We start from the raw sequence: 23307 nt of genomic DNA, 5'->3' as shown, positions 1-23307 counted from the left end.
CGAGTCGGCTTTGGGAACAGGACTCGAAATTAAGTTTTTTCATCCGGCCGGGGAGCCAGCCGGAGTTTTTGAAATTCAGTTATGCTTTTGCTGCTTCGGCTTTTTTGCTCTTATCGAGCACGCCGCCTTTTAGTGTCTCTGGCAGTGATAGCCATAGAAGACCAGCAAGGATCCATACGATTGGTGAACCCCACATTGCGGTTTGTAGGTCGGTACGCTCTTGGATGAAGATAAGTACCATTGGTGCCCACATACCGAGGATACGACCGCCGTGGAATAGCGCCGCGCCGTAGCTACGTAGGTGTGCTGGGAACAGTTCTGAGAAGTAACCACCCCATACCGCTGAAGAAGACAGACCGAAGTTGTAAATCAGACCAAGTAGAGCCAGCATGTTTAGGCCGCCAATCACCATGTCGCCAGGTGCAACAAAGAAGATTGAAACCATGATGCCCGCTAGGATGAAGCCGAATGCGTTCACCTTACGACCGAATTTGTCAGCTACCCAACCCCAGAACCACGCACCAAACAGTGAACCAAACGCTGAGATAGAGAAGATGAGGCCGATGGTTGCACCGTCGAACATACGTACATCACGTAGGTAAGTGGTTACGAAGCCACCAAAGAACTGGAAACCGTAGAAGTTAAGGCCAGCTAGCAATAGACACGTTAGTGTGATCTTACGGTAAGGCTTGCTTAGCATTTCGCCCCAAGAGCCAGTTTTCGCTGGTGCGTCTGATTCTTCAGCTTTTGCTTGTTCTTCTTCACCGTAAGCGATCACTTTGCTGTCGCTAGGTAGTACAAAGATCATGACCACAGCGGCTGCCAATGGTGGGATACCACCAACAAGCATTAGGCTTTCCCATGGTGCATCGATGCTTGCAATAAATGCTGCATACGCACCCATTACCATCAGTGCTACAGAGAACATAGAAGACGCGAATGCCGTCAACTTACCACGTACCGTTGGCGTAAATAGGCCGATCATCAGGCTCACTGCCACGGTGAAGTAACCACCCAGTGACAAACCAATGATGAAACGCATTGCTGCCCATGTTGTGTAGTCGGTGAACATCATATTGATGATCGTTGCGCCACCGTTTAGGGCTGTGATGGTAATAAGAGTGGATTTCTTACCAAATTTTGTTGCGAACCAAGCACAGCTCAATGCACCGATAAGTGCACCAACCGACTGCCATGTATAGAACTGGGCAGTGTCTGACAGGCTAATACCATCATACGCTTCAACGATGTATGGGCGTACGTAGTCAATAATTACAAAGTTATAACAATAAAAAAAGTAACCAACCAGTATCGCTAGATAGGCAGCTACCCTTTGAATCATAGGAACTTCGCTCATGTGTCTTTTGGCATTCATGACCGATAAACCTCTATTTCACTTAGGATTTGTTGCTATTCAAACTTAAAGAACACGATCTTATTGGGATCATCTTCGATTTCGTGTCGTGGTGAATCATAGTTTTTTTAAGGCCATTAGATCCGTGATCAATATCAATTTTAAAATGAATGCGTACCCAATTAATGGTTTTTAGTGATGGGAGTCTCATTAAATCGGTCTTTTTGGCATTTTTGAATATATAACCGTCTATATTGGTGATTATAGTCACAGTTATGGCGGGATTATCGTTTAGATATGCTTTTTTAAAGTAATATCCAAGCACAAATAATTAGCACCCAGAATTATGGAAACCCTGAAATGGTTACGTACTCAAGTTTTGTGGTGATTGCGTTATACGTGTTAATCACCATACTAATCAGCTATTTAGTGAATAAGCGCTACAGCAATGGTGGCGACTTTTCCACGGGTGGAAAGCAATTTGGCTGGTTTACGGCGGGTGTTTCGATACTTGCGACTTACATTAGTGCGATGACGTTTGTAGGGATGCCTGGTTGGGTTTATAGCTCTGGCATGGAAGCGATGAGTATTCACCTTAACTATCCCATCGTTATCTTTTTCACTGTCATTTTCTTTGTACCTGTCTTTTATAAGCTGGGTCTGACTTCGATTTATGAGTACCTTGAGCACCGCTTTGGGGTGTATGCAAGAACCATCAACTCGATTGTGTTCATTGTGGTTCAATGTATCTCTGCGGGTGTGATTTTGTATGCCGTGGCGCTGATCTTAGTGCAAGTTCTGCCTATCAGTATTTCTGAAGCCATCATCTACATCAGTATTTTCACCGCTTGCTATACCTATGCGGGCGGGATTTCCACGGTTATCTGGACCGATATGTTGCAATCTGCAGTATTGGTGGCAGGCAGCATCGCTATCTTTGCCATTTTAATGACAGAGATTAATGCGGCAGATTACCTTTCTCGTGATCACCTGAATATCATCAACTTAGACTTTGATTTAGGCGTGGATACCACACTCTGGGCTGGCGTGGTTGCCGTGAGCTTTTTGCATTTGAGTGTGTACGGCACCAACCAATTGATCATCCAACGCACGTTAGCGACGAGATGTGAAAAGACGGCGCAGAAGTCGATGCTGTTGTGTGGTTACGGTGCGTTTTTCGTGTACTTGTTCTTCGCGGTACTCGGTGTTCTTTTGAGTGTTTTCTATCAAGATCAATCATTTGAAAACAGCAACGAAGTGATTTTGGATTTCGTCTTCAACCACACTAACCCAATCGTCGTTGGTTTGATCATTTCCGCATTGGCGGCGGCCGCAATGTCGACGTTGGATTCGACCTACAACTCAATGGCGACCGTCGCGACGTTCGATATCTACAAGCGTTTCGTTCGCAAGAGTGCCGATGATGAGCACTACGAAAAAGTCGCAAGAAAGATGAGTTTGCTTGCGGCGGCCATGGTGGTAGTGCCAGCTCTTCTAGCGGTATCGAATGAATCGGTACTCAAAACCATCGCTAGTCTGACTTCTATCTTTGTTGGTATCCGTTTGGGTTCATTCGTGCTTGGTTTATTCTGGGCGAAAGCCAATGAGAAAGGTGTGATCGTCGGCAGTATCATGAGTGTGATTGCGGTGTTTACTGCAATGTATCTCGACGTGGCTTGGCCGTGGTTCGCGCCAATTGGTACGTTCGTCTTCCTTTTGTTTGGTGTGTTAGTGAGCCGTCGTTGGGGCGCTGTGACTGCCGAGCAACAAGTCTTTATCAATAATCAAAAACATCTTTTTGCAAAGCCAACCGTAAGCCATTACGGGCTATTGGTGTTCGCTGTGGCGACCATCGCTGCTTGTATGGTTCTCCCAGATTGGCTTTATGCTGCATTGTCGTAATAGGTAAGTTTATGCTGTCCATCTTTGATATTTACAAGATTGGTGTGGGCCCTTCTAGCTCTCACACCAATGGTCCAATGATCGCGGGTTACCACTTCACTCGTTTGATTGAATCGAACTTGGCAAAAGTGGTTCGTATTCAAGTCGATTTATACGGTTCACTCTCGTTAACGGGGATTGGCCACCATACTGACCGTGCAACCATTTTGGGTCTGTTGGGTCACAAACCAGATACCATCAAAATCGCTTCTGCGAACAAAGCGATGCGCAAGGCGATTGAAGAGGGCATGATGTCTGTCGATGGCCGTCATGAAATCGAATTCAACTACAAAACGGACATGTTGTTCCACGAAGAGAACCTTCCTCTGCATGAGAATGGCATGACGATTACTGCGTTAGATGCGCATGGCAATCAGGTTGGGTTTGAAACTTACTACTCTATCGGTGGTGGTTTCATCGCAACGGCGGATGAATTGCAAAATGGCAGAGCGACTGCACCCGTAGAAGTTGAGTTTCCATTCTCCAGCGCGGACGAAATGTTGGCACAGGCTGAGAAGAACGGCATGAGCCTCGGCGGCATGATTCTGAAAAACGAACAAGCGTTTCAGGATATGGAAGCCATTAATCAACGCGCAGAACAAATCTGGCGTGTGATGACGCGTTGCATGGAGCGCGGTTTCGAGACAGAAGGTATCTTGGATGGTGGCTTGAACGTGACCCGCCGTGCGCCAAACTTGTTGAAGAAGCTTGAAGCAAATGCAGCAATCGAAAACGATCCAATGGAAATTTTGGATTGGATTAACCTGTTTGCTTTTGCTGTGAGTGAAGAAAACGCGGCTGGTGGACAAGTCGTAACGTCACCAACCAATGGCGCGGCGGGTGTAATTCCGGCGGTATTGATGTACTACCATCGCTTCATCAAAGAGCTCGATACCAAACAGCTTAAAGACTTTCTTGCTGTATCCGGTGCGATTGGCATTTTGTACAAAACTAATGCGTCTATCTCGGGTGCCGAAGTGGGTTGTCAGGGCGAAGTTGGCGTGTCTTCTTCCATGGCGGCAGCTGGCTTGACGGCGCTGCGTGGTGGTAGCAATGAACAAATTTGTATTGCGGCCGAGATTGCCATGGAGCACTCACTAGGCATGACTTGTGACCCAATTGGGGGCTTAGTGCAAGTTCCGTGTATTGAGCGTAATGCGATGGGTGCAATGAAAGCGATCAATGCTTCTCGCATGGCATTAAAGCGTAATAGTAAATGTTTGATCTCGTTGGATAAGGTGATTGAAACCATGTATCAAACGGGCAAAGACATGAACAAGAAATACCGCGAGACGTCACTGGGTGGATTGGCTTTGATTCACCTAGCGCCACCTTGCGAATAATGAGTTAGGCAAATCTAACCAACAAAAAAGCCGAAGCACTGAGATGCATCGGCTTTGCTTTTTTGGAACGTTTATAACTTAGCTATGCGTTTGCTCACCTTTTGGTGTGCGTTGGTTTGGTTGATAGTGCAAAATCACCATCGAGGTGGGTGACAGCAAGACTTCGCCTTCAGCATGTCCTGGGTTGAGGTTACGTACGTTTGTATCACAGATCGTCACCCATTCTTGCTTTCGCTCATTGGGGAGCTTAAAGCGCGCTGTGGCGTTAGTTTGGTTGATGAGGTAGACCAGCTCTTGTCCTTCTTTACCGATACCAAGGTGAAGTGCGACAGAGCTTAAACGGTTCCAATCATCGTGCTCCATTAAGCGACCGTCTGTACGGCGCCAGAAAATACGGTTGTTATTGCGATTCTCGCCACTGAAAGCTCGGATAAATGGCACCATGTATTGATTTCGGTTGGCGACCATTTGTGACATCCATGCTTTGAAATGTTGCTTACGTTCTGTCTCTTCCCAGTTCAGCCAACTGGTTTCGTTATCTTGGCAATAGGCATTATTGTTACCGCCTTGGGTGTGAGACAGCACGTCAGCAGTGAGGATGTGTGGGATTCCAAAAGCAAACAGCAAGCTGGCAATAAGGTTGCGTTTTTGCTTCTCACGCGTGGAGATGATCATCAGATTTTCGGTCTCGCCTTCAACACCGTAGTTTTCTGAACGATTGTCGCCGTGACCGTCGCGATTTTCTTCGCCATTGGCTTCGTTATGTTTGTGCTTGTAAGACACTAAATCTTGCAGTGTGAAGCCATCGTGATACGTGATGTAATTCACCGTGAGTTTGTATGGCCAGTTCGCTGCACTGTAAATGTCACGAGAGCCCATTAATCGAGTGGCAAACTCTTTTAAATAGCCTTGATCACCGCGCCAAAAACTGCGGGAAATATCACGCAGTTTGTCATTACATTCGTTCCAACCAAATGGAAAGTTACCCACTTGGTAGCCATTTGGACCAATATCCCAAGGTTCGGCAATCAATTTGGTTTCACGCAAAATTGGGTCTTGCGCAACGGCTTTAAAGAAAGCTGCTTCTGGGTTGTAATCATCGCCCTGTCGACCTAACGTTGCAGCCAAGTCAAAACGGAAGCCATCGACTTTAAATTCGCTAACCCAGTAGCGCAATGTATCCATCACAAGGTTTAAGGCTGGTTGGTAGGTGAGATCCACTGTATTTCCGCAGCCAGTGTAATTGGCGAAGTGGTTGCCATGTTTGATGTAAAAACAGGAGTCGAGGGCTTTCAGGTTGAAAATTGTAGGCCCTTCACCACCTTCAGCAGTGTGGTTGTAAACCACGTCGAGAATCACTTCGATGCCGTTTTTATGCAATTCGCGAATCGTTGTTTTTAATTCCGTAACGGCGTCTTGTTCTGCGTAGCGCGGATCGGGCACCATAAAGAGATAAGGGTTGTATCCCCAATAATTGACCTTTTCCATCTCTAGTAGGTGAGGCTCATGCATGCATGCTGCGACAGGTAGCAATTGCAGCGTGTTGATGTTTTGCTGTTTGTAAAAGGCCAGCATTTCAGGTGATGCAAGACCTAAATAGCGCCCCTTCAGCTTGTCCTCAACCTCAGGGTGGCGTTGGGTAAGCCCTTTGACGTGCGTCTCAAACAACACCATCTCTTCTCTGGGTATACGCGGGTGATCCGTGTTTTGCCAGTCAAAATCATCTTCGATAACGACGCACTTCGGCATATCGAAACTTTTGGCTGGAGAGTAGGGAGGATGATAGTGGAGGGCTTTATCTATTGATTTTGCGTACGGATCAGAAATTAACAGTGGCTCGTCCTTGTGGGAGACAAGGTAACCGTATTTTTGCCCCGGCTTAATATCTGGAATAAAAGTATGACGTATGCCAGCGTATTCATTCGGTAAACCGTGAAGCTCGTAGCTGCCATCGTCTGCAAACAATGCCAGTTGAATGTCTTTTACGCCCGGAGCATGAATAGAGAAGTTGCAGCCTTCTTTATTCAATGTTGCGCCCAGCGGGTAGGGGCGAGAGAGAAGTCGTGTCATCGGAGATACTTTATTTAATATTTATTGCTACCTTTAGGAAACTATAAGTTAAAAACTTTGTCTTACTAAGGTCAACCACCCTAAATATAAAAATATTCATGTAATTTAATTACTTTATGTGACGGCTTAGAGTCAAAAATATGAAATGGCTATCACTTTGTAGCGGCTCAAAACCGAATAAACTTACTAATTCCTCCCTAGATTGGTGATCTGACTCGAAAAAACACCATTCGGTAAATTTTCTACTCCCTTCTCATCCCCCCTAAATTAGTTTGGGGCGGAGGAAGTCATCCTTGTACGCCTCGGGTAATCTCATAACTGTTGAAACAAACGGGGATTCGTTCCCATCTTACCTCTCTTTCTTTAGGTGTGTTTTTACTGCCTATATTCACCTAAAAGAGTGAGCAGGGAAGACAGAATTATAAATACCCTTAATGGAGTTAAGAATGAAAAAAGTAAGTGCAATTGCTGCTGCTGTGGCTGCAACTTTAGCTGCTGGTTCTGCGTTCGCAGTGGATTTCCACGGTTACATGCGTGCTGGCGTTGGCGTGAACGCTGACGGTGGTCAACAATTAACATTCGAAAAGAACAAGATCGGTCGTCTAGGTAATGAAAGCGATATCTACGGCGAGATTCAACTAGGTAAAGAAGTTTACAACAACAACGGCAAAACGTTCTACGTAGACTCTATGGTTGCAATGACTTCTAATGGTTCAAACGACTGGGAAAGCACTTCTGCTAACTGTGGTTTGGATAACGGCGAAGTGAAATGTGTTGACGATGCACAATTCGCACTACGTCAATTCAACGTTCAAGCTAAAGGCCTACTAAACTTTGCTCCAGAAGCAACACTTTGGGCTGGTAAGCGCTACTACCAACGTCACGACATTCATATCTCTGACTTCTACTACTGGAACATCTCTGGCGCGGGCGCTGGTGTTGAAGGTATCGAAGCTGGTCCAGGTAAAGTTTCTTTCGCTTGGGTTCGTAACGACCGTGGCGATATCGCAGATCCAGGTAACGATGGCGGCGATACAAACGTTAACACTCTAGACGTACGTTATGCAGGTCTTCCTCTATGGGACAACGGTTCTCTAGAAATGGGCTTGAACTACGCAATCCTTAACGAAACTGACGCTGCGCCAAACGGCACTAAAGATGCGAAAAACGGCGTAATGTTCACAGCAGAATTGACTCAAGGTCTAGACGCTGGTTTCAACAAAACAGTGCTTCAGTACGGTACTGAAGGCTACTCAAAAACAATGGCATTCTACGGCGACGGTAGCTGGTACGGCGCAGAAGCTGATAACGGTGCATCTGGTTACCGCCTAATCAACTGGGGTGTAATCGGCATGGGTGACAGCTGGGAAATGGGTCACCAGTTAGTTTACGGTGTTGGTGAAGACATGTGGGCTGGCCAAGACAAGTGGGAAACAATGTCTGTTGTAGTTCGTCCAATGTACAAATGGGATGACAACCACAAAACTATCTTCGAAGCTGGTTACGCTATCGACGATAACGACGGCGACGAAAACAAATACGGTAAGCTAACTGTTGCTCAAGCATGGTCTGCTGGTTCTAGCTTCTGGGCTCGTCCTGAAATCCGTGTTTACGCTTCTTACCTAACGGCTGACAAAGAAGACAACTCTAACACATTTGACAACGGTCGTTCAGACGATACGTTCCAATTCGGTGTACAAGCTGAAGCTTGGTGGTAATCATCTAACCACTAAGTCCTAAATTGTCCTAGAATGATACAGCCAGAACTTATCTGGCTGTATTTATTTAAAAAACAATAAAGAGTCGAGGTAGACAGTAATGAAAAAATGGCTTGCTCCCGTACTGCTGGGCATGTTGGCTACTGGTTGTGCGTCCGTAGAACAAGTAGAGATGAGTCCAAAAGGTCAGCAACAAGTGATCACTCAATCGGGTGATATTCAATGGGTAACGGTTGATGTACCTGTGGTTACTGAATTCGCTTTGACTGATAAAAGCCAAATGCTGTTGGATGGTAACAGTGCTGGCGCTATTGCAGCGTTTGCTCTTCCGGGCAACCGTGGCAGTCTCGATATCAAATTAGAGACATTCGTAAGTAAAGAACTTCAATTTTATGCTCCTAATGTCGCAGTGATGAACTCGGCAGGAGAAACCATTTACCAAGCAGATTTCTCAAAGTTTAAGTACGAACCAGCAAAACTGTTGGACAATGATAAATTCGTACTTGATCTCAATGTGATTCCAGACATGACAGGTAACGATCTGCATGTATTGGTGTACACGACTTCCGCTGATCTAAAAGGCAGTACGCAAGTTCTGCATCCTGCAAAAGCCTTCGCCATGGCGCGCCACACTCAGCCGCCAGATATTGCAGACCCTTTAGCGAAACACAGCCCACTGGGTCAGTTCCGTTTGTCGGTATCCGCAAATGATATCGTGAATACCAAGATTGTTGCGAAAAACGACAACATTCCGCAAGGTACGGATCTCACTAGCTACTACCACAGCTCAATTGAAGCGGCAGTTGCAGCGAACGATATTCCGAAAGCACTCACCTTGCTCGATGAAGCAAAAGAGCTGGGTATTGAAGGTGCGCAACAAGTGTTTGTGAAAGCCGTAAATAAAAAATAATCGAATATAAAAGGCCAGCAAAATGCTGGCCTTTTTTCATAGAAAATAAACCAATAAAAATACCCCTACATAGAGTTATCTTATTCACATTATTATTTTTATTGTTTTGTTTTTTATATTGGTTAGATCAATAATTATTGACAGTTCCTAACTTATTTTTGTACTTAGGGAATAGATAAACTTCTCGAAGTGATTTAAATTCGCAAGCCGGCGATATTTATTTAGTATTTGATATTTCCATTTTAATAACGATTAATATTTCTTTTAAACGTTGAGTTTATTTTGCTTTGGATATACTAAAAAGGAATTACGTAAAATGAACATGATGAAGACCTCTCTTGCTGCTGCTCTACTTGTTGCCTTAGTGGGTTGTCAATCGACTGCAGAACCAGAAGCGGCCGCAGAGCCTGTTGTTAATATGTCTCAAGACGAAGTGGTTGCTTTCATGAAAGCGTGTGACAACCCAGATAGCACGGCGAAAGGACCAATTTCTAAACCACTGTTTGTGGTGGGTACGTTTGCGGATTCCGACTGGAAACACGTGCCTCAACGTCAATACACCTACAAAGGAAATAACTTCTACCAAGCTGTGGTTCAGGAAAAAGTAGGCTCCTACAAAATGCAGTATGCGACCGAGTTGTGGTTCCCACAATTTACCGCTAAAGGGAATCGAATGAACGTTGGTGAATTAACACCATTAACATTTGGTGGTTACGGTACAGATACTTCAGTTGATATTAAAGAAGACGGGAAATATGTCTGGAGCCTTCAATTTGAAGGAAAAGGCAAACCGCTTCATGTTATGGTAAATAAGTGCCAATAATATTCCATTTAGTTATTTAAAATCTATTTTTATTTATTAACCCCTGCATGGGAAGCATGTTGGGGTTAATTTTATTACTCAAATGTTTTTACTTAATTTGAGTAAGTTAGGGAGAGTAAAATGCGTAACGTCCGACGTAACCATCGCTTGTATCGATCGCTGCTTGCGTTAAGTGTGATTGGTGCTTTATCTGCGTGTAATTCTTCTGGTGGTGGCGATACTAATAGCAGCACTCCGCTACCGGATACCAGTTATGCTTGCCAAGCCAATGTCATGGCGCAAAGTAACCAACTTCGTACTTATCAAATCATGGTCGAGAGTTTTGTGGATGGTGATGCAAGCATTGGTCACGGTACGGGCTATGGCACCAGTCACCATAATGGCGATTTGCAAGGGGTGATTGATTCACTTGATTACATCCAAGATTTAGGGATGAACGCGATTTGGTTGACGCCTATTTTTGAGTCTGAAGCGATCGCAGGACAAGATCACTGGGCCGATCGTTTGGATGCCACGGGCTATTTTGCGACAGATTACTTTAAGATCGATCCAAAATTTGGTGATTTAGCGACCGCGAAAACTCTAGTCGAAGAAGCACACAAACGCGGCTTATACGTATTTTTTGATGGCGTATTTGGTCATCACAAAGATGGCTTGATCAAACCCTCACCTTCCGGTTTGCTGCCATCTGGATCAAGCAACCCGGTTGATTATCCGGCCAGTATCGATTTCTACAAAGAAGTGGCGACGTATTGGATCAAAGAGCTCAAGATTGACGGCTGGCGTTTAGATCAAGCCTATCAAGTTCCGACAGACGCTTGGACACAACTTCGTAAAGCCGTCGATGAAGCCTCGCAAGGTGTCACGTACACCAATAGCAAAGGCGAACAAGTGAATCCGTTGGGTTACATGGTGGCAGAGATTTGGAAAGGGGAGTCTGAGATCGCGAATGAGGCGTATGGTTCGAACAGCGATCCAGCATTGTGCTCTGCATTTGACTTCCCGATGCGCTATCGCATCGTAGAAACTTTGGCCGTGAATGAGAGCGGCGTGGGTGGTCGCGGTGTGGATTGGCTAGACAACGGCTACAGCACACACAACCAATATCCAACGCATGCGCAGCCGAACTTGATGATCGGCAACCATGATTTAGTACGCTTTGGTGACTTGTTGCAACGCGGAAACTTAGCGGATGTAAATGATGCAGAATATTGGTTACGCCATAAAGCCGCGTTTGCTTTCCAAGCTGCGTACACCGGACCAATCACGCTGTACTACGGCGATGAAATCGGGGATCAAGTGGATGGTTTTGCCGCAAAAGAAGACAACAACACCTGCGCCATTCAAGGTTTGTGCGATGATCACGTTGCGCGCAGCAGTGCAAAAATTGAAGGTGTGACGGCGACGCTTGATGCAAACCAAGCCGATCTCAAAGCTTATGTGACATCGCTGATGACAATGCGCGATGCGCATCCTGCACTTTATCAGGGGTCACGCACGAATTTAGTTGCGAGTAACGGCAGTTATGTGGACTTGAAACAATCTGGTACAGACAAAGTCTTGTTTGCGCTAAATACCTTAGAGAGCGCTAGAAGCGTCACTCTTACTCAGGAGAGTGTTGGTACTGGTGAGTTGGTGGATTTGCTCACGAATGAAAAAATTACTCCGAGCAATGGTCAATATCAGATTCTGATGTCGCCACTACAAGGACGATTCTTTGCGGTAAAACCTTAAGGAATTATCCAGAATTGATGCTCACCAGTTGAGCTGACCACAAGCTTTCTTATAAACAAGCCAAGTGTTGTTGCTGACCCCCATAGGCGCACACTTGGCTTTTTTCTGTCTGTTTTACTTTTCCCTTAATGGTTTTACGACGATGTAGCCAACAAGTTGCTTCGCTTTTTGTATTGGCATTTGTTTTCAGCAGATGGATATTTGTGAGATAAGCTGCACATTAAAAAGTAAATTAACACTTGTGCAACGTAAAAATGTGACTGAAGGATTACTTATGCCTTACTAATATGTTTATCGTGTTTGGGATTTACATAACTAATGGAAAAGTATAATGAAATCCATAACGAAACCCCTCTGTCTTCTTGCTGTTATTAGCTCTCCGCTTGCATATAGCCAAATTCTCAATGGTGACTTTGAACAGTGGAATGGCAGTGCGCCTACGCAGTGGTCAGTGATTGACGCTGGCATCGCGGTGTCGCCAAGCAGCGAACAAATCAAATCGGGCGGCCTGGCTGCTCAAGTCGTCGTGAATACAGGTACCCAAAGCAACACTGACCTTTTGCAAACCATTAATGTGGAGCAAGGGAAAACCTATCCGTTTTCTGTCTCGGTTTATCACACCGAAGGAAATGTAAAAGCACGTCTGGTGGTTGATGGTTATCACAATTACTCAGATCCGCAGCAGGTAAACCAGTGGCAAGAGCTGGCGCATAACTATACTGCGAGTTCGAACAAGACCATCAATGTCGGGTTGCGTTTTTATGATGAGGCCGGTTTTGATGGCTCAGAAGTTGTCTACGTCGATAATTTTCAACCGACTGAGACAAGTACACAACCTCCTGTAGAAAGCTGTAGTGATCATGAAGTGCTTCTTACACTCACGACGGACAACTATGGCTCAGAAACTAGCTGGGAGTTGAAAAATAGCCAAGCACAAGTGCTTTTCTCTGGTCAGGGGTATGAGTCGTCAACCACTGTTGAAAAGACCATGTGTTTAGCCGATGGTAACTACCAATTTACGATTCAAGACAGCTATGGCGACGGCATTTGCTGTGGCAATGGTTCGGGGTCTTACTCGTTGAAGGTGGGGGATAATACGCTTGCTTCTGGCGCTGAATTCTCGAAAAGCGAAACCACCGACTTTACGTTAGGTGACTCAACCACGACCCCACCAGTGGTTGATGGTTACTACCAAGCGGCGTCTGGCAAGACGGGCTACGCTCTAAAAACGGCGCTGTTTAACATCATCAACAACCACACTAGCCGAGGTTATTCTGCGGTGTGGACCTTGGTAAAAGATGCTGATATTGATCGCTATTACGAAAATGATGGCTCTATTCTCGATATGTATTCAGAGAAACCTGCGGGCAGTGATGCTATCAGCTTCACGAAAGTGACAGACCAATGTGGTCAATATAGCCAAGAAGGGGATTGCTACAACCGTGAACACTCGTTCCCGAAAAGCTGGTTTGGCGGTAAAGTTGAACCGATGAACTCAGATGGTCACCATTTGTTTGCGACCGATGGCTATGTGAATGCGAAGCGCAGTAACTGGCCATTTGGTGAAGTTGCCACCGCGACGTACGTGTCTAGTAATGGTTCTAAACTTGGTCAAGCAAGTACTAGCCTAGGTTATTCCGGTACGGTGTTTGAGCCGATCGATGAGTTCAAAGGCGACTTTGCTCGTGCCTATTTCTACATAGCAACCCGCTATGAAAATGTTGTAGGTAACTGGGAAGGCAATTCAAGCAATGCGGATGCTGTCCTTGATGGTTCAAGTTCAACAGTTTTTGAACCTTGGATGTTAAACATGCTGAAGCGTTGGCACAAAAATGATCCCGTTAGTGAAAAAGAACAAAACCGCAATCAACAAGTGTTTGAGTTTCAGGGCAATCGCAATCCATTCGTTGATCACCCAGAGTTTGTTGAACAGATTTGGGGAAACTAACACCTTCTTGATTTTGGTATCCACCATTTAGTGATAGTGACACCAACAAAACAAAGGGGAAGCGCGATGCTTCCCCTTTTTCATTACGGATGTTTTTAAATGAAACTAGTTTTTCGTTACCGTCACGATTGGCGCCGACTTGTCAGCCGCGTTGAAGTGGAAGTTGTAATTTCCCGCTTCTGCAATCGCAATTTTGAGGTTTGCACTACCGCCACCGACTTCCATCGTTAGCGCTTTACCAAGCTCAACACTGCCTTCGCCACCGAAGTTGGTGTCTGCTGCCCAGTCTGCGCTCGCAACTTTCATCTCGTAGTTGCCCGCCGCTAGGTCAATGTCTAGCGAGTAAACGTCATTTGCTACATAGCTGAACTTCGCAGTTGAGTCTTGCGCTGGAGTATCCCATGTGGTGATAGTGCCACGTAGGTAAAGTGCTGTTTCACCGAACGTTGGTGCATCTGCTGACTTCGTCACTGAAACGACAGGTTTTTCTACGCTTTCATCTTGAACATGTAACGCGTTCAGAGTGAAGTTGTACTTACCAGTTTCAGCGACAGACAACGTACAGTTTCCCGCAGAGCCTAAGTCTAGTGAGCCAGAAGCCAAATCCGCAGCATCACAACCGATGTTTGGATTTGCCCATCCTGAATCCGCAAATTTGAACTCGTGTTCACCAGCTTCAAGAACGCCAGTTACAGAGTACATGCCATTGCCAATAAAGGTCATCGCCCAGTCACTGCTATCTGACCACTCGTTCATGGTGCCTTTGACGTAAACCACAGTTTCGCCGTAAGGAGGAATGCTCGATACGTCTTTATTGTCCGTGTTTACTGGTAGGCCTGCACCTTGCGCGCCGTCTTGTGGCTGTACGAATACCGCTGTTGTCAGTGCTGGTACTGTGAACGTTTCATTGGCGAAGCTTGCACCTTTCACGATGTCATCCGCAGAGTTTTGTTGAACTTCATGCAGCTCGAAACCAGTTGCGCCAGCAACTTTGAAAGATTTCTCAGTTGATGTTGAGTTCACAACGGCCACGATCGCATCGTAGTTCGAATCCAAATCGGCACCTGCTGATGTGCCATCGTCGATAGACATCACAATCAAGCCTTCTACTTGGTCTTGGCCCACGTTGCGGAAATCAACGCGATTCATCACTTCTTGCGCGGTGTCTAAGCGGAACAGTTCGCTTGTACTGCGGATTTTTAGTAGCTCTAGGAATTGTTGCTTCGTCAGCTCGATGTCCGTTGAGTCTGGTTTCGCCGTGCTGTCACCGACGATGGTTTTGATCAACTCCCAGTTTGCGCCGTCTTTGTCTTCACGTGGTAGACCAACGTTCCAGTTATTGTCGCTTCCATCGAAGAATACACGGTTGAACCAGTCACCAGAATCGTACGAGTCACGCTGCATTGACTTAGAGCGCAATAGCTCAGAACCCATGTGAATGAACGGAATACCTTGACCTAACATCACCGTTGATAGTGATACAGACTGCATACGTGCACGCTCGGCAGATGAAGTGCCTGTCGCAATCTTGTAGGCGTTGTTATCCCACAATGTTTGGTTGTCGTGCTTAGACACGTAAGAGATGTTCTCTGATGGCACTTTTGTGTAGCCTGCAGGCGCACCATTGTAATCAACGTTCTTACCCAGTTTGGTTTCGCCTTTGTAATCAAGAAGGATGTAGTCAGCTAAGTTACCAGCCATACCTAGACGAACCAGATCTTGGTTGTGTAAACGACCATTCACCGATTCTGCGTCAGTTTCGGTTTCTTCGTTAGGATAAGCGGCGTTACCAAAGCCTTGGTTGAAGCGAAGTGGGTGCTTACCTTCAGAATCTACACCGCCATCAAACGGGCTTCCGCCACGAACTGCGTCACGCAGACGATCAGAGAAAGTACCGATTTCTGTCCCCGCCATGTTGGCTTGTGTCGCTTGATCGAAGCGAGCGTTTTGCGCAACTTCACCGAAGTCCCAGCCTTCGCCGTAGAACAAAGTATTCGGATCAATTTCACGGACTTTTTCAAGTGCGTAGACCATGACATCTTTCGGCTGGTGGCCCATAAGGTCAAAACGGAAACCATCGACTTTATAGTCATCCGCCCACACCATCAATGAGTCAACCATCAGTTTACCCATCATTAGGTTCTCGGTTGCGGTGTTATCACAACAGGTTGAGTTTTCTACGCCGCCAGTGTTGACGTTTAGGCGGTGGTAGTACCCAGGGACAATTTTATCCAGTACTGATTTTTCGTTCACACCAGATGCATTTGTGTGGTTGTACACGACGTCCATGACCAGTTTTAGATCCATTTTATGCGTTGCTTGAACCATTTCGCGGAACTCAAGAATACGCTTAGACCCGTTAGGATCGGTCGCATAACTGCCTTCTGGCACGGTGTAGTGGTACGGGTCGTAACCCCAGTTGAAGCTGTCTAGCATGCGAAGATCGTTCATCAACGTTTGTGCTTTGCCCGTTGTTGGGTCGTAGCTGTTTAATACCTCTTCAATCACTTTGCCGTCGTCTTCGGTCTCACAGATGGACGCTTCTGGCTTGATGCCACAAAGTTTACCCACGGTGTCGGTGATATCGACTCGTTTGTCAGCGTCTTCATCCACTGTTGCAATATCAAATGCTGGCAGGATATGTAGCGTTGTTAGGCCAGCATCTTTTAAAGTTTGTAAGTGAGATACAGACTCACGCTCAGGTTCTGTAAGCGCCAGATATTTGCCATCAAGACTTGGTGTGCCTTTGCTGTCGTTAAAGCTGAAATCACGAATGTGTGACTCGTAAAGGACGTGGTCTTCGTCTTTTTTAACCGTTGGGCGTGCGTAGTTTTTCCAATCTTGAGGCATTAAGCTTGGATCATCTAAATCAACCACTTGCGAGTATCGTGAGTTCTTAGACAAGCTCATTGAATATGGGTCTGTTACCAAACGCGTTTCAACGACGCCAGTTGTTGGGTGGTATACCTTAACTTGGTAGCGATAGTATTTGTTGACAACGTTGCTTTGTGCCTCAGAAACCCAGATACCTGTTGCTGGGTCTTCCGTCATGGCAACGGTCGCTTCTTCTGCTAAGTTTTCATCGTAGATTATCAGATCAACATCTTGGGCAGTTGGTGCCCATAGTTTGAAGGTTGCAGCACCGCCTTCCACAATTGCGCCGAGTTCTTGACCAATCGCGTTACCTGCCTTGGAATCGGCAAATACTGCATCGAGAACGCCCGGCTTTTGCACTTCAGTTGCAGAAATGACGTCACCATTTGCGTTGTAAGCTACCATAACGATTTGTGATTTCAGGATCGTGCGTAGAGTCGCGTCATCGACATCAATGCCTGCAGCTTGGAGGCTAGCAAGGTGACGGAAGCGTGATTTCAGACCATCAGATAAATCACCTGCTTTCGTCAACTCAACCGCCGTGCCACCGGAGATTTGCTTGTCTTCATCCATTTTAATGTCGTTGCTGAGGCTGTAGAACAGCTTCATGGAATCCGCATTGGCCGCCGCTTCCCACGCGATGGTGTTGGCATCTAGCCAATGCGCTTTTTGACCATCAATATCAACAGGGCGTTCTTCGATTGGCTCGTAGTAAAGCTCACTGCTGCCGTGGAAGCCAAACAACCCTTTAGATTCGCCGATTTTCGTCAGCTCCACTTTTGAGTTTGCACTGCCGAATGCTTTCTCATCACCTTTGTGCAGAATGAAGTTCATGCATTCGTGTGGGTCAGAGGCATCTGGGTTCACTTTCAGTACGTAATAAGCACCGTAGGTGTCGTTGATGCCATCGAATGGATGCGGTGCCGACCAATCCGTTCCTGTGCCAGGAATGCCCATTGCGTCTAAATCTGTGCTGGTACAGCCTTCACCGTTCCACAGGTGCAAGCCCCAACCTTCGTAGTCGCTGGCCGTTGAAGCGGACGCCACGTCGCGTTTGTAATAAATGACGACCTCGTTCTCTCCCGCAGGGTACAAGCCTGAGCCTGGGTTCGTCGTATCTTCGTTCGTGCTATCACTACCACAACCGCTGATTACCGCGACGGAAATCAAAGGCAGTACGGTTTTGGCAATTGTTGATAATTTAAATGTCTTATTGTCCACGTTTACAAATCCATTGTTATTGAATTGATATTGAGCTGCGCGCTGCCTTCGCTGACTCAGTCATCAAGAAGGTTTCGCACACGCTAGAAAGGCAGATGCCGAAAAAGGAAATGTTCAACTAGATGCTAATACACTGAATCATCAGCAAAATGTGAGAGCAGGCAGTTAAGTTTTTTACAAGTGAAAATTTTCTGTCACAGTCGATTTTGTTCACAAATTAAATAATAAAACAGACGCATAGTGAGAGCTTCTGCACATCATTAAAATGTAAATTTTTATAGGAGGAGTAAGGGGGGATGATAGGGGAGGAGAATATCTCAGCCCCAAAACCGTGACTAAGTTCTATAAAAATCACAGTGATATTTTTCAATTAAAAATAAGTTGCAGTGATATTGCATAAAATACCGCCATTAAGTCTTGGCAAGCTTCAGATTTTCGCTAAGTGGTCGTTATATAATGAAGGTAGTCGGCGTTATGTCGGCGCGTAATCTTAAGATTTCCCTGAGAGGGAGATGAATTGGGCCCTGAAACCAAAAGAGGCTATTTATGAGTAGTATGGGCATTGCCATTGCGGCAACTGGCCTTTCACTCGTCCTGATATTTGTGTGGATGATCTCGTTGTCGATGCGGAAACAGAGACTCGAGGCAGAGAGGAAAGCTCGCGAAGCCGCTTATCGAAAGGCGATGCAAAAAGCGCGAGAGCAAGAGCGTAAAGAGCGTGAGTTCAAAGCAGAAACCGGACATATCCCCACCATTTTATTTCTAGCGAAAGAAGCTGAGAAGGACAACATTCGTCAAGCGCTGTATTGGTATGATAAAGCCGCTAAGTTGGACAATGTGACGGGAATGTACGGTATTGTTCGCTTGAGTGAGCGCATGCGTGAAGATGTGATTTTAAAAGAGCAGGCAAACTTTTGGCGTACCGCCATTGCCGGAATGGAAGGGGATACCGAAGCGAAATTTGCGACAGGCAAAGCGTTGGTTTTTGGTCGCGGAACGGAAAAAAATATTCCCAAAGGTAACCAACTGATTGAAACCGCAGCCGAGGAAGGCTGCATTGATGCCATGCTTTATATGGGTGAGTGGCAACTTTCACCAGACAATAGTGCAGGACGCAGTGCAGATGCGCTTTATTGGTTTATGAAAGCGGCTGAAAAAGACAGTGCGGACGGAAAGATCCAAGTTGGCTTATGTTACCTAAATGGTGTTGGTACAGAAAAAAGCATGGTCAAAGGCTGCTATTGGCTTGAAAGGGCCGCAGAAGGTGGCAGCGCCGAGGCGATGTATCATGCTGGCGAAGCGTGGAAGGACAAAGGTAAAACAGGCAATGCGATTGCTTATGTTTGGCTGTTTCTTGCTGCCAATATGGGGTACCAGCCAGCGCGCACGTTGCGTGACGAAGTGGCAACCAATATTGGTGTTGACGTCGTCGTTGGATTGCAATCTATAGCGAAACCGTTGCAAAGAAAGCTGGCGTCAGGGATGGTAAGAAAGCATTCCATTATTCGGGCGCTGAACAAGGTGTACAAACGCGAAGCGTACTTTCCTGCAGAGGAGGAGCTTAACGCGGTGCTGAGTGACGAAAATAAAGACGATGCTAACGCATGGGATGAAGCATCGGCGCCGAACTTCCAGCCAGACATGACCACAGCAACGACGGAAGGACAGACAACCACATCGTCTACCGAAAAAAAGCTCTCTAAAGAGGCGCTCGATTTCACGCAGAATTTCCTTCAACCATAATTTATCTTATCCATAAGCCTCATAATTGAGGCTTTTCTTTTGCCTTTCTGTCTCAGTATCTCTGTCGATCACAATTACAGACTGTAAACTTATCTAAGCGATTTATTTACTTGATTGCATACTATTTATTCGATTTTTCAACACATTTTTAGTACTTCGCTAAGGCGGGATATGTTTATCTTCAAATAGAGGGATTTCCCTCTTTATCTACTTCTCCTGTTGGGCTCACATCAAGTCTCTTCAATTGATAGTAATAATGATTGAAGAGCAATACTTGATGCCCAGAGTAATAGGTGAATAGTATTCATTACTTTATCTAATAATGTAAATTAAAAATTGTATTATAAATCTTAAATTGTGTTTTTATATTTAGGCATGGATTATTGATTTTATAATTAATTAGGCGCAAGATGACGTACAAAATAAAATAGCATAGATAATATGCAGAATTACACTAGGAAGTAACTTTTTCATTACATGTTTCAGCAGAAATGGAGCGAATTAGTTTGCTCTGTTTTTATTTCTATTAGAGATTTGTGTATGTTGAGAATCATTAGTGCAGATAAATTCATCTCTTCAAGATTTATCTTAGAGTACAGTAAGGCTGAGTTCGCTTCTTTATTAGGCGTTTCCGTTGCTAAGATAAGTAATATTGAAAGTGGAAAATCTTCAATCCCCCCGGTGTACGATTACGCCATTAATTATTTACTTAGTGAGCATCCTTTTAAAGATAGTGCTGTTGACGCTTTATGCTCTCACGAAACGTTAAACTTTGCTCGGCGTATTGACGTCAACACCAAAGTAAAGCGCCTGTCCTGCAAGCGCTGCGATAGCCGAAGGCTGCACGTTATGGCAGGAATGAGTGGGTTGTATTTTGTTGAGTGTATGGATTGTAAACATACCATGTACTCGTCAGGCATGTCTGTAAAGCGTTATCAGCAATGGTCGAATGGTGGAGTCAAGCTAGATAGTCATTTATTCAATTAAGTTGTTTTTTCTTTATATCCAAAGTAAAGAGCCATCAATACATGTGTTGATGGCTCTTTTATTATGTGTTTAAATTTGGTTAAAAGTGGAGTGTTTTAAACTGCAATAATATAATTTAACTTATTATATAGTGATGGAAATCTCAAAACTTTATTTTCTTATAATAACCTTCTTTTTAATAATGGGCGTTGTCACATAATTATTGAAGGTTCTTTCCTTTTAGGTGCGTTTCAATATCATTGAGATAGAAGTTGGAAAGTGATGAAAGTCTCTAAATTTTAATTCGATAAAATAAGTCTTTTAAATATGAAAATTTAATCACGAAATTTGTAATTTGAATTTTAAATAAATATTTCGTTTGTAATATCTGTCCTTGTCATTTTTAAAGAACAAAAAGAGATATTTCAAATGAAACGTTTAATTATAGGTGTTAGTAATTACATGCCTGAAGACTTTAGCTTATTAGCTGAATCTTTAGATGAACAATTTAATCGTCACTTACTGCCTTTAGAACAAGTTGAATTAACCGACGTTGGTGCGGCTATTATTACGTCAGCAGACATTAAAGCGGGTCTGCACAGAATGATTTCGGAAACAGGGTACGGAATTCCTGTTTTCTTAGTGACCGATGAAACTCCAGTTTCGGCAGAAGATTACGTTTGGTTAACGGGGGTTATTGATTTAGAAAGACAATCTATCGATTACTACTGCCGTCAAATTAATGAAGCTGTGACTAAATATGAGTGTCGTCTGCTCCCTCCTTTCTTCAAGCAATTAACGCACTACGTTGAGATGGGTAACTCGGCGTTTGACTGTCCAGGGCACCAAGGTGGTCAGTTCTTCAAAAAACACCCTGCTGGTAAACAATTCTACGATTTCTTTGGCGAAAACCTATTCCGTAGCGACTTGTGTAACGCGGACGTGGACTTAGGTGACTTACTGATCCACGAAGGTTCTGCACACCAAGCGCAAGCACACGCTGCAAAAGTATTTAACGCTGACAAAACTTACTTCGTACTTAACGGTACTTCTGCTTCAAATAAAGTGGTGTGTAATGCGCTAGTAACTGAAGGTGATTTGGTATTGTTCGACCGCAATAACCACAAGTCGAATCACCACGGCGCGTTAATCCAAGCGGGTGGTATGCCAGTTTATCTAGAAACGGCGCGTAACCCTTGGGGCTTCATTGGTGGTATGGATGAGCACTGTTTCGATGAAGAGTATATTCGTGCTCAAATCGCGAAAGTATCTCCAGAGCGTGCACGAGATGAACGTCCGTTCCGCCTGGCCATCATCCAGTTGGGGACTTACGACGGTACAATTTATAATGCTCGTTACGTCATGGATAAGATTGGCCACCTTTGTGACTACATCTTGTTTGACTCGGCATGGGTAGGCTACGAGCAGTTCATCCCTATGATGAAAGATTGTTCGCCACTGCTACTGGATCTGAAACCAGAAGATGCGGGTGTGATCGTGACTCAGTCAGTTCACAAGCAACAAGCTGGCTTCTCTCAAACGTCGCAAATCCACAAAAAAGACCGCCATATCAAAGGCCAAGCTCGTTACTGCAATCACAAACGCTTTAACAACGCGTTTATGATGCACGCATCGACATCTCCTTTCTATGCGTTGTTTGCTGCATTGGATGTGAACGCGAAGATCCACGATGGTGAAGCAGGCTTACGTTTATGGAGCGACGCAGTTAAGACAGGTATCGAAGCGCGTAAAGAAATTCTCAAAAGTTGTGAGTTAATTCGTCCGTTCATTCCAAATGAAATTGAAGGTCAACCTTGGGGCAGTTACGACACTGATGTGATCGCGACCAACAAGAAGTTCTTCATGTTCGAGCCAGATGCAAACTGGCACAAGTTTGAAGGTTATGGCGAAGGTCAATACTTTGTTGACCCATGTAAATTGTTGCTAACCACGGCAGGTATTGCCGAAGACGGCAGCTACGCAGATTTCGGTATTCCGGCAACGCTATTGGCGAACTTCCTTCGCGAAAACGGCATCATCCCTGAGAAGTGTGACTTGAATTCCATCTTGTTCCTACTCACTCCAGCGGAAGATATGGGTAAGATCCGTCACCTTGTCGCGCAAATCAACCGATTTGAAAAATTCATTCGTGATGATGCACCTCTCAGTATCGTGCTACCAGGCGTCTACGAAGCGAACAAAGAGCGCTACCGTGGTTACACCATCCGTCAGCTATGTCAGGAAATGCATGACATGTACAAAGAGCTGAACGTGAAACAGCTACAAAAAGCGATGTTCCGCAGTGAATACTTCCCACAAATGGTTCACAAACCAGACGTGGCAACACGTAAATACTTCCGCGGTGAATGCGATTACCTACAACTTAAAGAGGCCGTCGGCCGCGTAGCCGCCGAAGGTGCACTGCCTTACCCTCCAGGCATTATCTGTGTGATCACTGGTGAAATCTGGACTCAACAGGTGGTGGATTACTTCTTATCTCTAGAAGAAGGCATCAACCGATTCCCAGGCTTCGCGCCAGAAATTCAAGGTGTGTACCTTGAAGATGTCGACGGTCGCACTACCGCACATTGCTATGTCCTAAAAGATTAATCTACCCGTTCGCACCACGCTCCGGCGTCGGTGCGAACCGCTTATTCGTGGA

13 protein-coding genes are annotated in these 23307 nt (G+C 45.2%); 10 read left to right on the top strand and 3 right to left on the bottom strand.

Going from position 1 to position 23307, the window contains the following annotated elements:
* Window positions 1-79: 79 nt before the first annotated feature.
* Window positions 80-1375, bottom strand: a complete 1296-nt coding sequence (locus NDJ01_RS04135) for an MFS transporter (RefSeq protein WP_258586291.1) — start codon at window positions 1373-1375, stop codon at window positions 80-82.
* 339 nt (window positions 1376-1714) lie between these two features.
* Between NDJ01_RS04135 and NDJ01_RS04130 the strand changes: the two genes are divergently transcribed.
* Both NDJ01_RS04130 and NDJ01_RS04125 read left to right on the top strand, forming a co-directional pair.
* On the top strand, window positions 1715-3256 hold the full coding sequence (locus tag NDJ01_RS04130; protein WP_258586290.1) for a sodium:solute symporter: 1542 nt from the start codon (window positions 1715-1717) through the stop codon (window positions 3254-3256).
* 11 nt (window positions 3257-3267) lie between these two features.
* Entirely contained in the window at window positions 3268-4638 is a 1371-nt protein-coding gene (locus NDJ01_RS04125) for an L-serine ammonia-lyase (RefSeq protein WP_258586289.1), read from the top strand.
* A gap of 78 nt (window positions 4639-4716) precedes the next feature.
* On the opposite strand, the gene glgX is transcribed toward NDJ01_RS04125, so the two are convergent.
* Window positions 4717-6708, bottom strand: coding sequence for a glycogen debranching protein GlgX (glgX, locus tag NDJ01_RS04120; RefSeq protein ID WP_258586288.1), 1992 nt, complete (start codon window positions 6706-6708; stop codon window positions 4717-4719).
* A 446-nt stretch (window positions 6709-7154) separates the two neighbouring features.
* Here glgX and NDJ01_RS04115 point away from each other — a divergent pair, with 446 nt between their 5' ends.
* The 5 genes from NDJ01_RS04115 (at window position 7155) to NDJ01_RS04095 (ending at window position 13841) form a co-directional block, all read left to right on the top strand.
* The gene (locus NDJ01_RS04115; protein ID WP_006740823.1) at window positions 7155-8426 is read left to right on the top strand and encodes a maltoporin; all 1272 of its coding nucleotides are present in this window, start codon (window positions 7155-7157) and stop codon (window positions 8424-8426) included.
* A gap of 100 nt (window positions 8427-8526) precedes the next feature.
* A complete protein-coding gene (locus tag NDJ01_RS04110; RefSeq protein ID WP_005398230.1) occupies window positions 8527-9336 on the top strand; it encodes a MalM family protein in 810 nt (269 codons plus the stop codon).
* Between the two features lie 316 nt (window positions 9337-9652).
* Window positions 9653-10159 carry a hypothetical protein gene (locus tag NDJ01_RS04105; protein ID WP_006740821.1) on the top strand — a complete coding sequence of 169 codons (507 nt, stop codon included), beginning with the start codon at window positions 9653-9655 and terminating at the stop codon, window positions 10157-10159.
* A gap of 120 nt (window positions 10160-10279) precedes the next feature.
* On the top strand, window positions 10280-11893 hold the full coding sequence (locus tag NDJ01_RS04100; RefSeq protein WP_258586287.1) for an alpha-amylase family glycosyl hydrolase: 1614 nt from the start codon (window positions 10280-10282) through the stop codon (window positions 11891-11893).
* A 331-nt stretch (window positions 11894-12224) separates the two neighbouring features.
* On the top strand, window positions 12225-13841 hold the full coding sequence (locus NDJ01_RS04095) for an endonuclease (protein ID WP_258586286.1): 1617 nt from the start codon (window positions 12225-12227) through the stop codon (window positions 13839-13841).
* A gap of 105 nt (window positions 13842-13946) precedes the next feature.
* Here NDJ01_RS04095 and pulA read toward each other — a convergent pair whose 3' ends face one another.
* Entirely contained in the window at window positions 13947-17936 is a 3990-nt protein-coding gene (gene pulA / locus NDJ01_RS04090) for a pullulanase-type alpha-1,6-glucosidase (protein ID WP_258586285.1), read from the bottom strand.
* 546 nt (window positions 17937-18482) lie between these two features.
* Between pulA and NDJ01_RS04085 the strand changes: the two genes are divergently transcribed.
* The 3 genes from NDJ01_RS04085 (at window position 18483) to speF (ending at window position 23255) form a co-directional block, all read left to right on the top strand.
* Window positions 18483-19679 carry a tetratricopeptide repeat protein gene (locus tag NDJ01_RS04085; protein ID WP_046875696.1) on the top strand — a complete coding sequence of 399 codons (1197 nt, stop codon included), beginning with the start codon at window positions 18483-18485 and terminating at the stop codon, window positions 19677-19679.
* 540 nt (window positions 19680-20219) lie between these two features.
* Window positions 20220-20666: a helix-turn-helix transcriptional regulator gene (locus NDJ01_RS04080; RefSeq protein WP_031780583.1), complete on the top strand. Its 447-nt coding sequence runs from the start codon at window positions 20220-20222 to the stop codon at window positions 20664-20666.
* Window positions 20667-21074: 408 nt separating this feature from the next.
* Window positions 21075-23255 carry an ornithine decarboxylase SpeF gene (speF, locus tag NDJ01_RS04075; protein WP_258586284.1) on the top strand — a complete coding sequence of 727 codons (2181 nt, stop codon included), beginning with the start codon at window positions 21075-21077 and terminating at the stop codon, window positions 23253-23255.
* The last annotated feature ends 52 nt before the right edge of the window (window positions 23256-23307 follow it).

The organism is Vibrio sp. HS-50-1 (genome assembly GCF_024747315.1).
GTDB classification, from domain to species: Bacteria; Pseudomonadota; Gammaproteobacteria; order Enterobacterales; family Vibrionaceae; genus Vibrio; species Vibrio diabolicus.
Note: the sequence above shows the minus strand (reverse complement) of the source record. Positions and strands in the feature narration are given on the sequence as shown.

Coding starts and splice junctions, on each gene's coding strand:
- speF (WP_258586284.1), top strand. CDS start 21,075: ATGAAACGTTTAATTATAGGTGTTAGTAATTACATGCCTGAAGACTTT.
- NDJ01_RS04085 (WP_046875696.1), top strand. CDS start 18,483: ATGAGTAGTATGGGCATTGCCATTGCGGCAACTGGCCTTTCACTCGTC.
- NDJ01_RS04100 (WP_258586287.1), top strand. CDS start 10,280: ATGCGTAACGTCCGACGTAACCATCGCTTGTATCGATCGCTGCTTGCG.
- NDJ01_RS04110 (WP_005398230.1), top strand. CDS start 8,527: ATGAAAAAATGGCTTGCTCCCGTACTGCTGGGCATGTTGGCTACTGGT.
- NDJ01_RS04105 (WP_006740821.1), top strand. CDS start 9,653: ATGAACATGATGAAGACCTCTCTTGCTGCTGCTCTACTTGTTGCCTTA.
- NDJ01_RS04135 (WP_258586291.1), bottom strand. CDS start 1,375: ATGAATGCCAAAAGACACATGAGCGAAGTTCCTATGATTCAAAGGGTA.
- NDJ01_RS04095 (WP_258586286.1), top strand. CDS start 12,225: ATGAAATCCATAACGAAACCCCTCTGTCTTCTTGCTGTTATTAGCTCT.
- NDJ01_RS04080 (WP_031780583.1), top strand. CDS start 20,220: ATGTTGAGAATCATTAGTGCAGATAAATTCATCTCTTCAAGATTTATC.
- NDJ01_RS04115 (WP_006740823.1), top strand. CDS start 7,155: ATGAAAAAAGTAAGTGCAATTGCTGCTGCTGTGGCTGCAACTTTAGCT.
- NDJ01_RS04130 (WP_258586290.1), top strand. CDS start 1,715: ATGGTTACGTACTCAAGTTTTGTGGTGATTGCGTTATACGTGTTAATC.
- glgX (WP_258586288.1), bottom strand. CDS start 6,708: ATGACACGACTTCTCTCTCGCCCCTACCCGCTGGGCGCAACATTGAAT.
- NDJ01_RS04125 (WP_258586289.1), top strand. CDS start 3,268: ATGCTGTCCATCTTTGATATTTACAAGATTGGTGTGGGCCCTTCTAGC.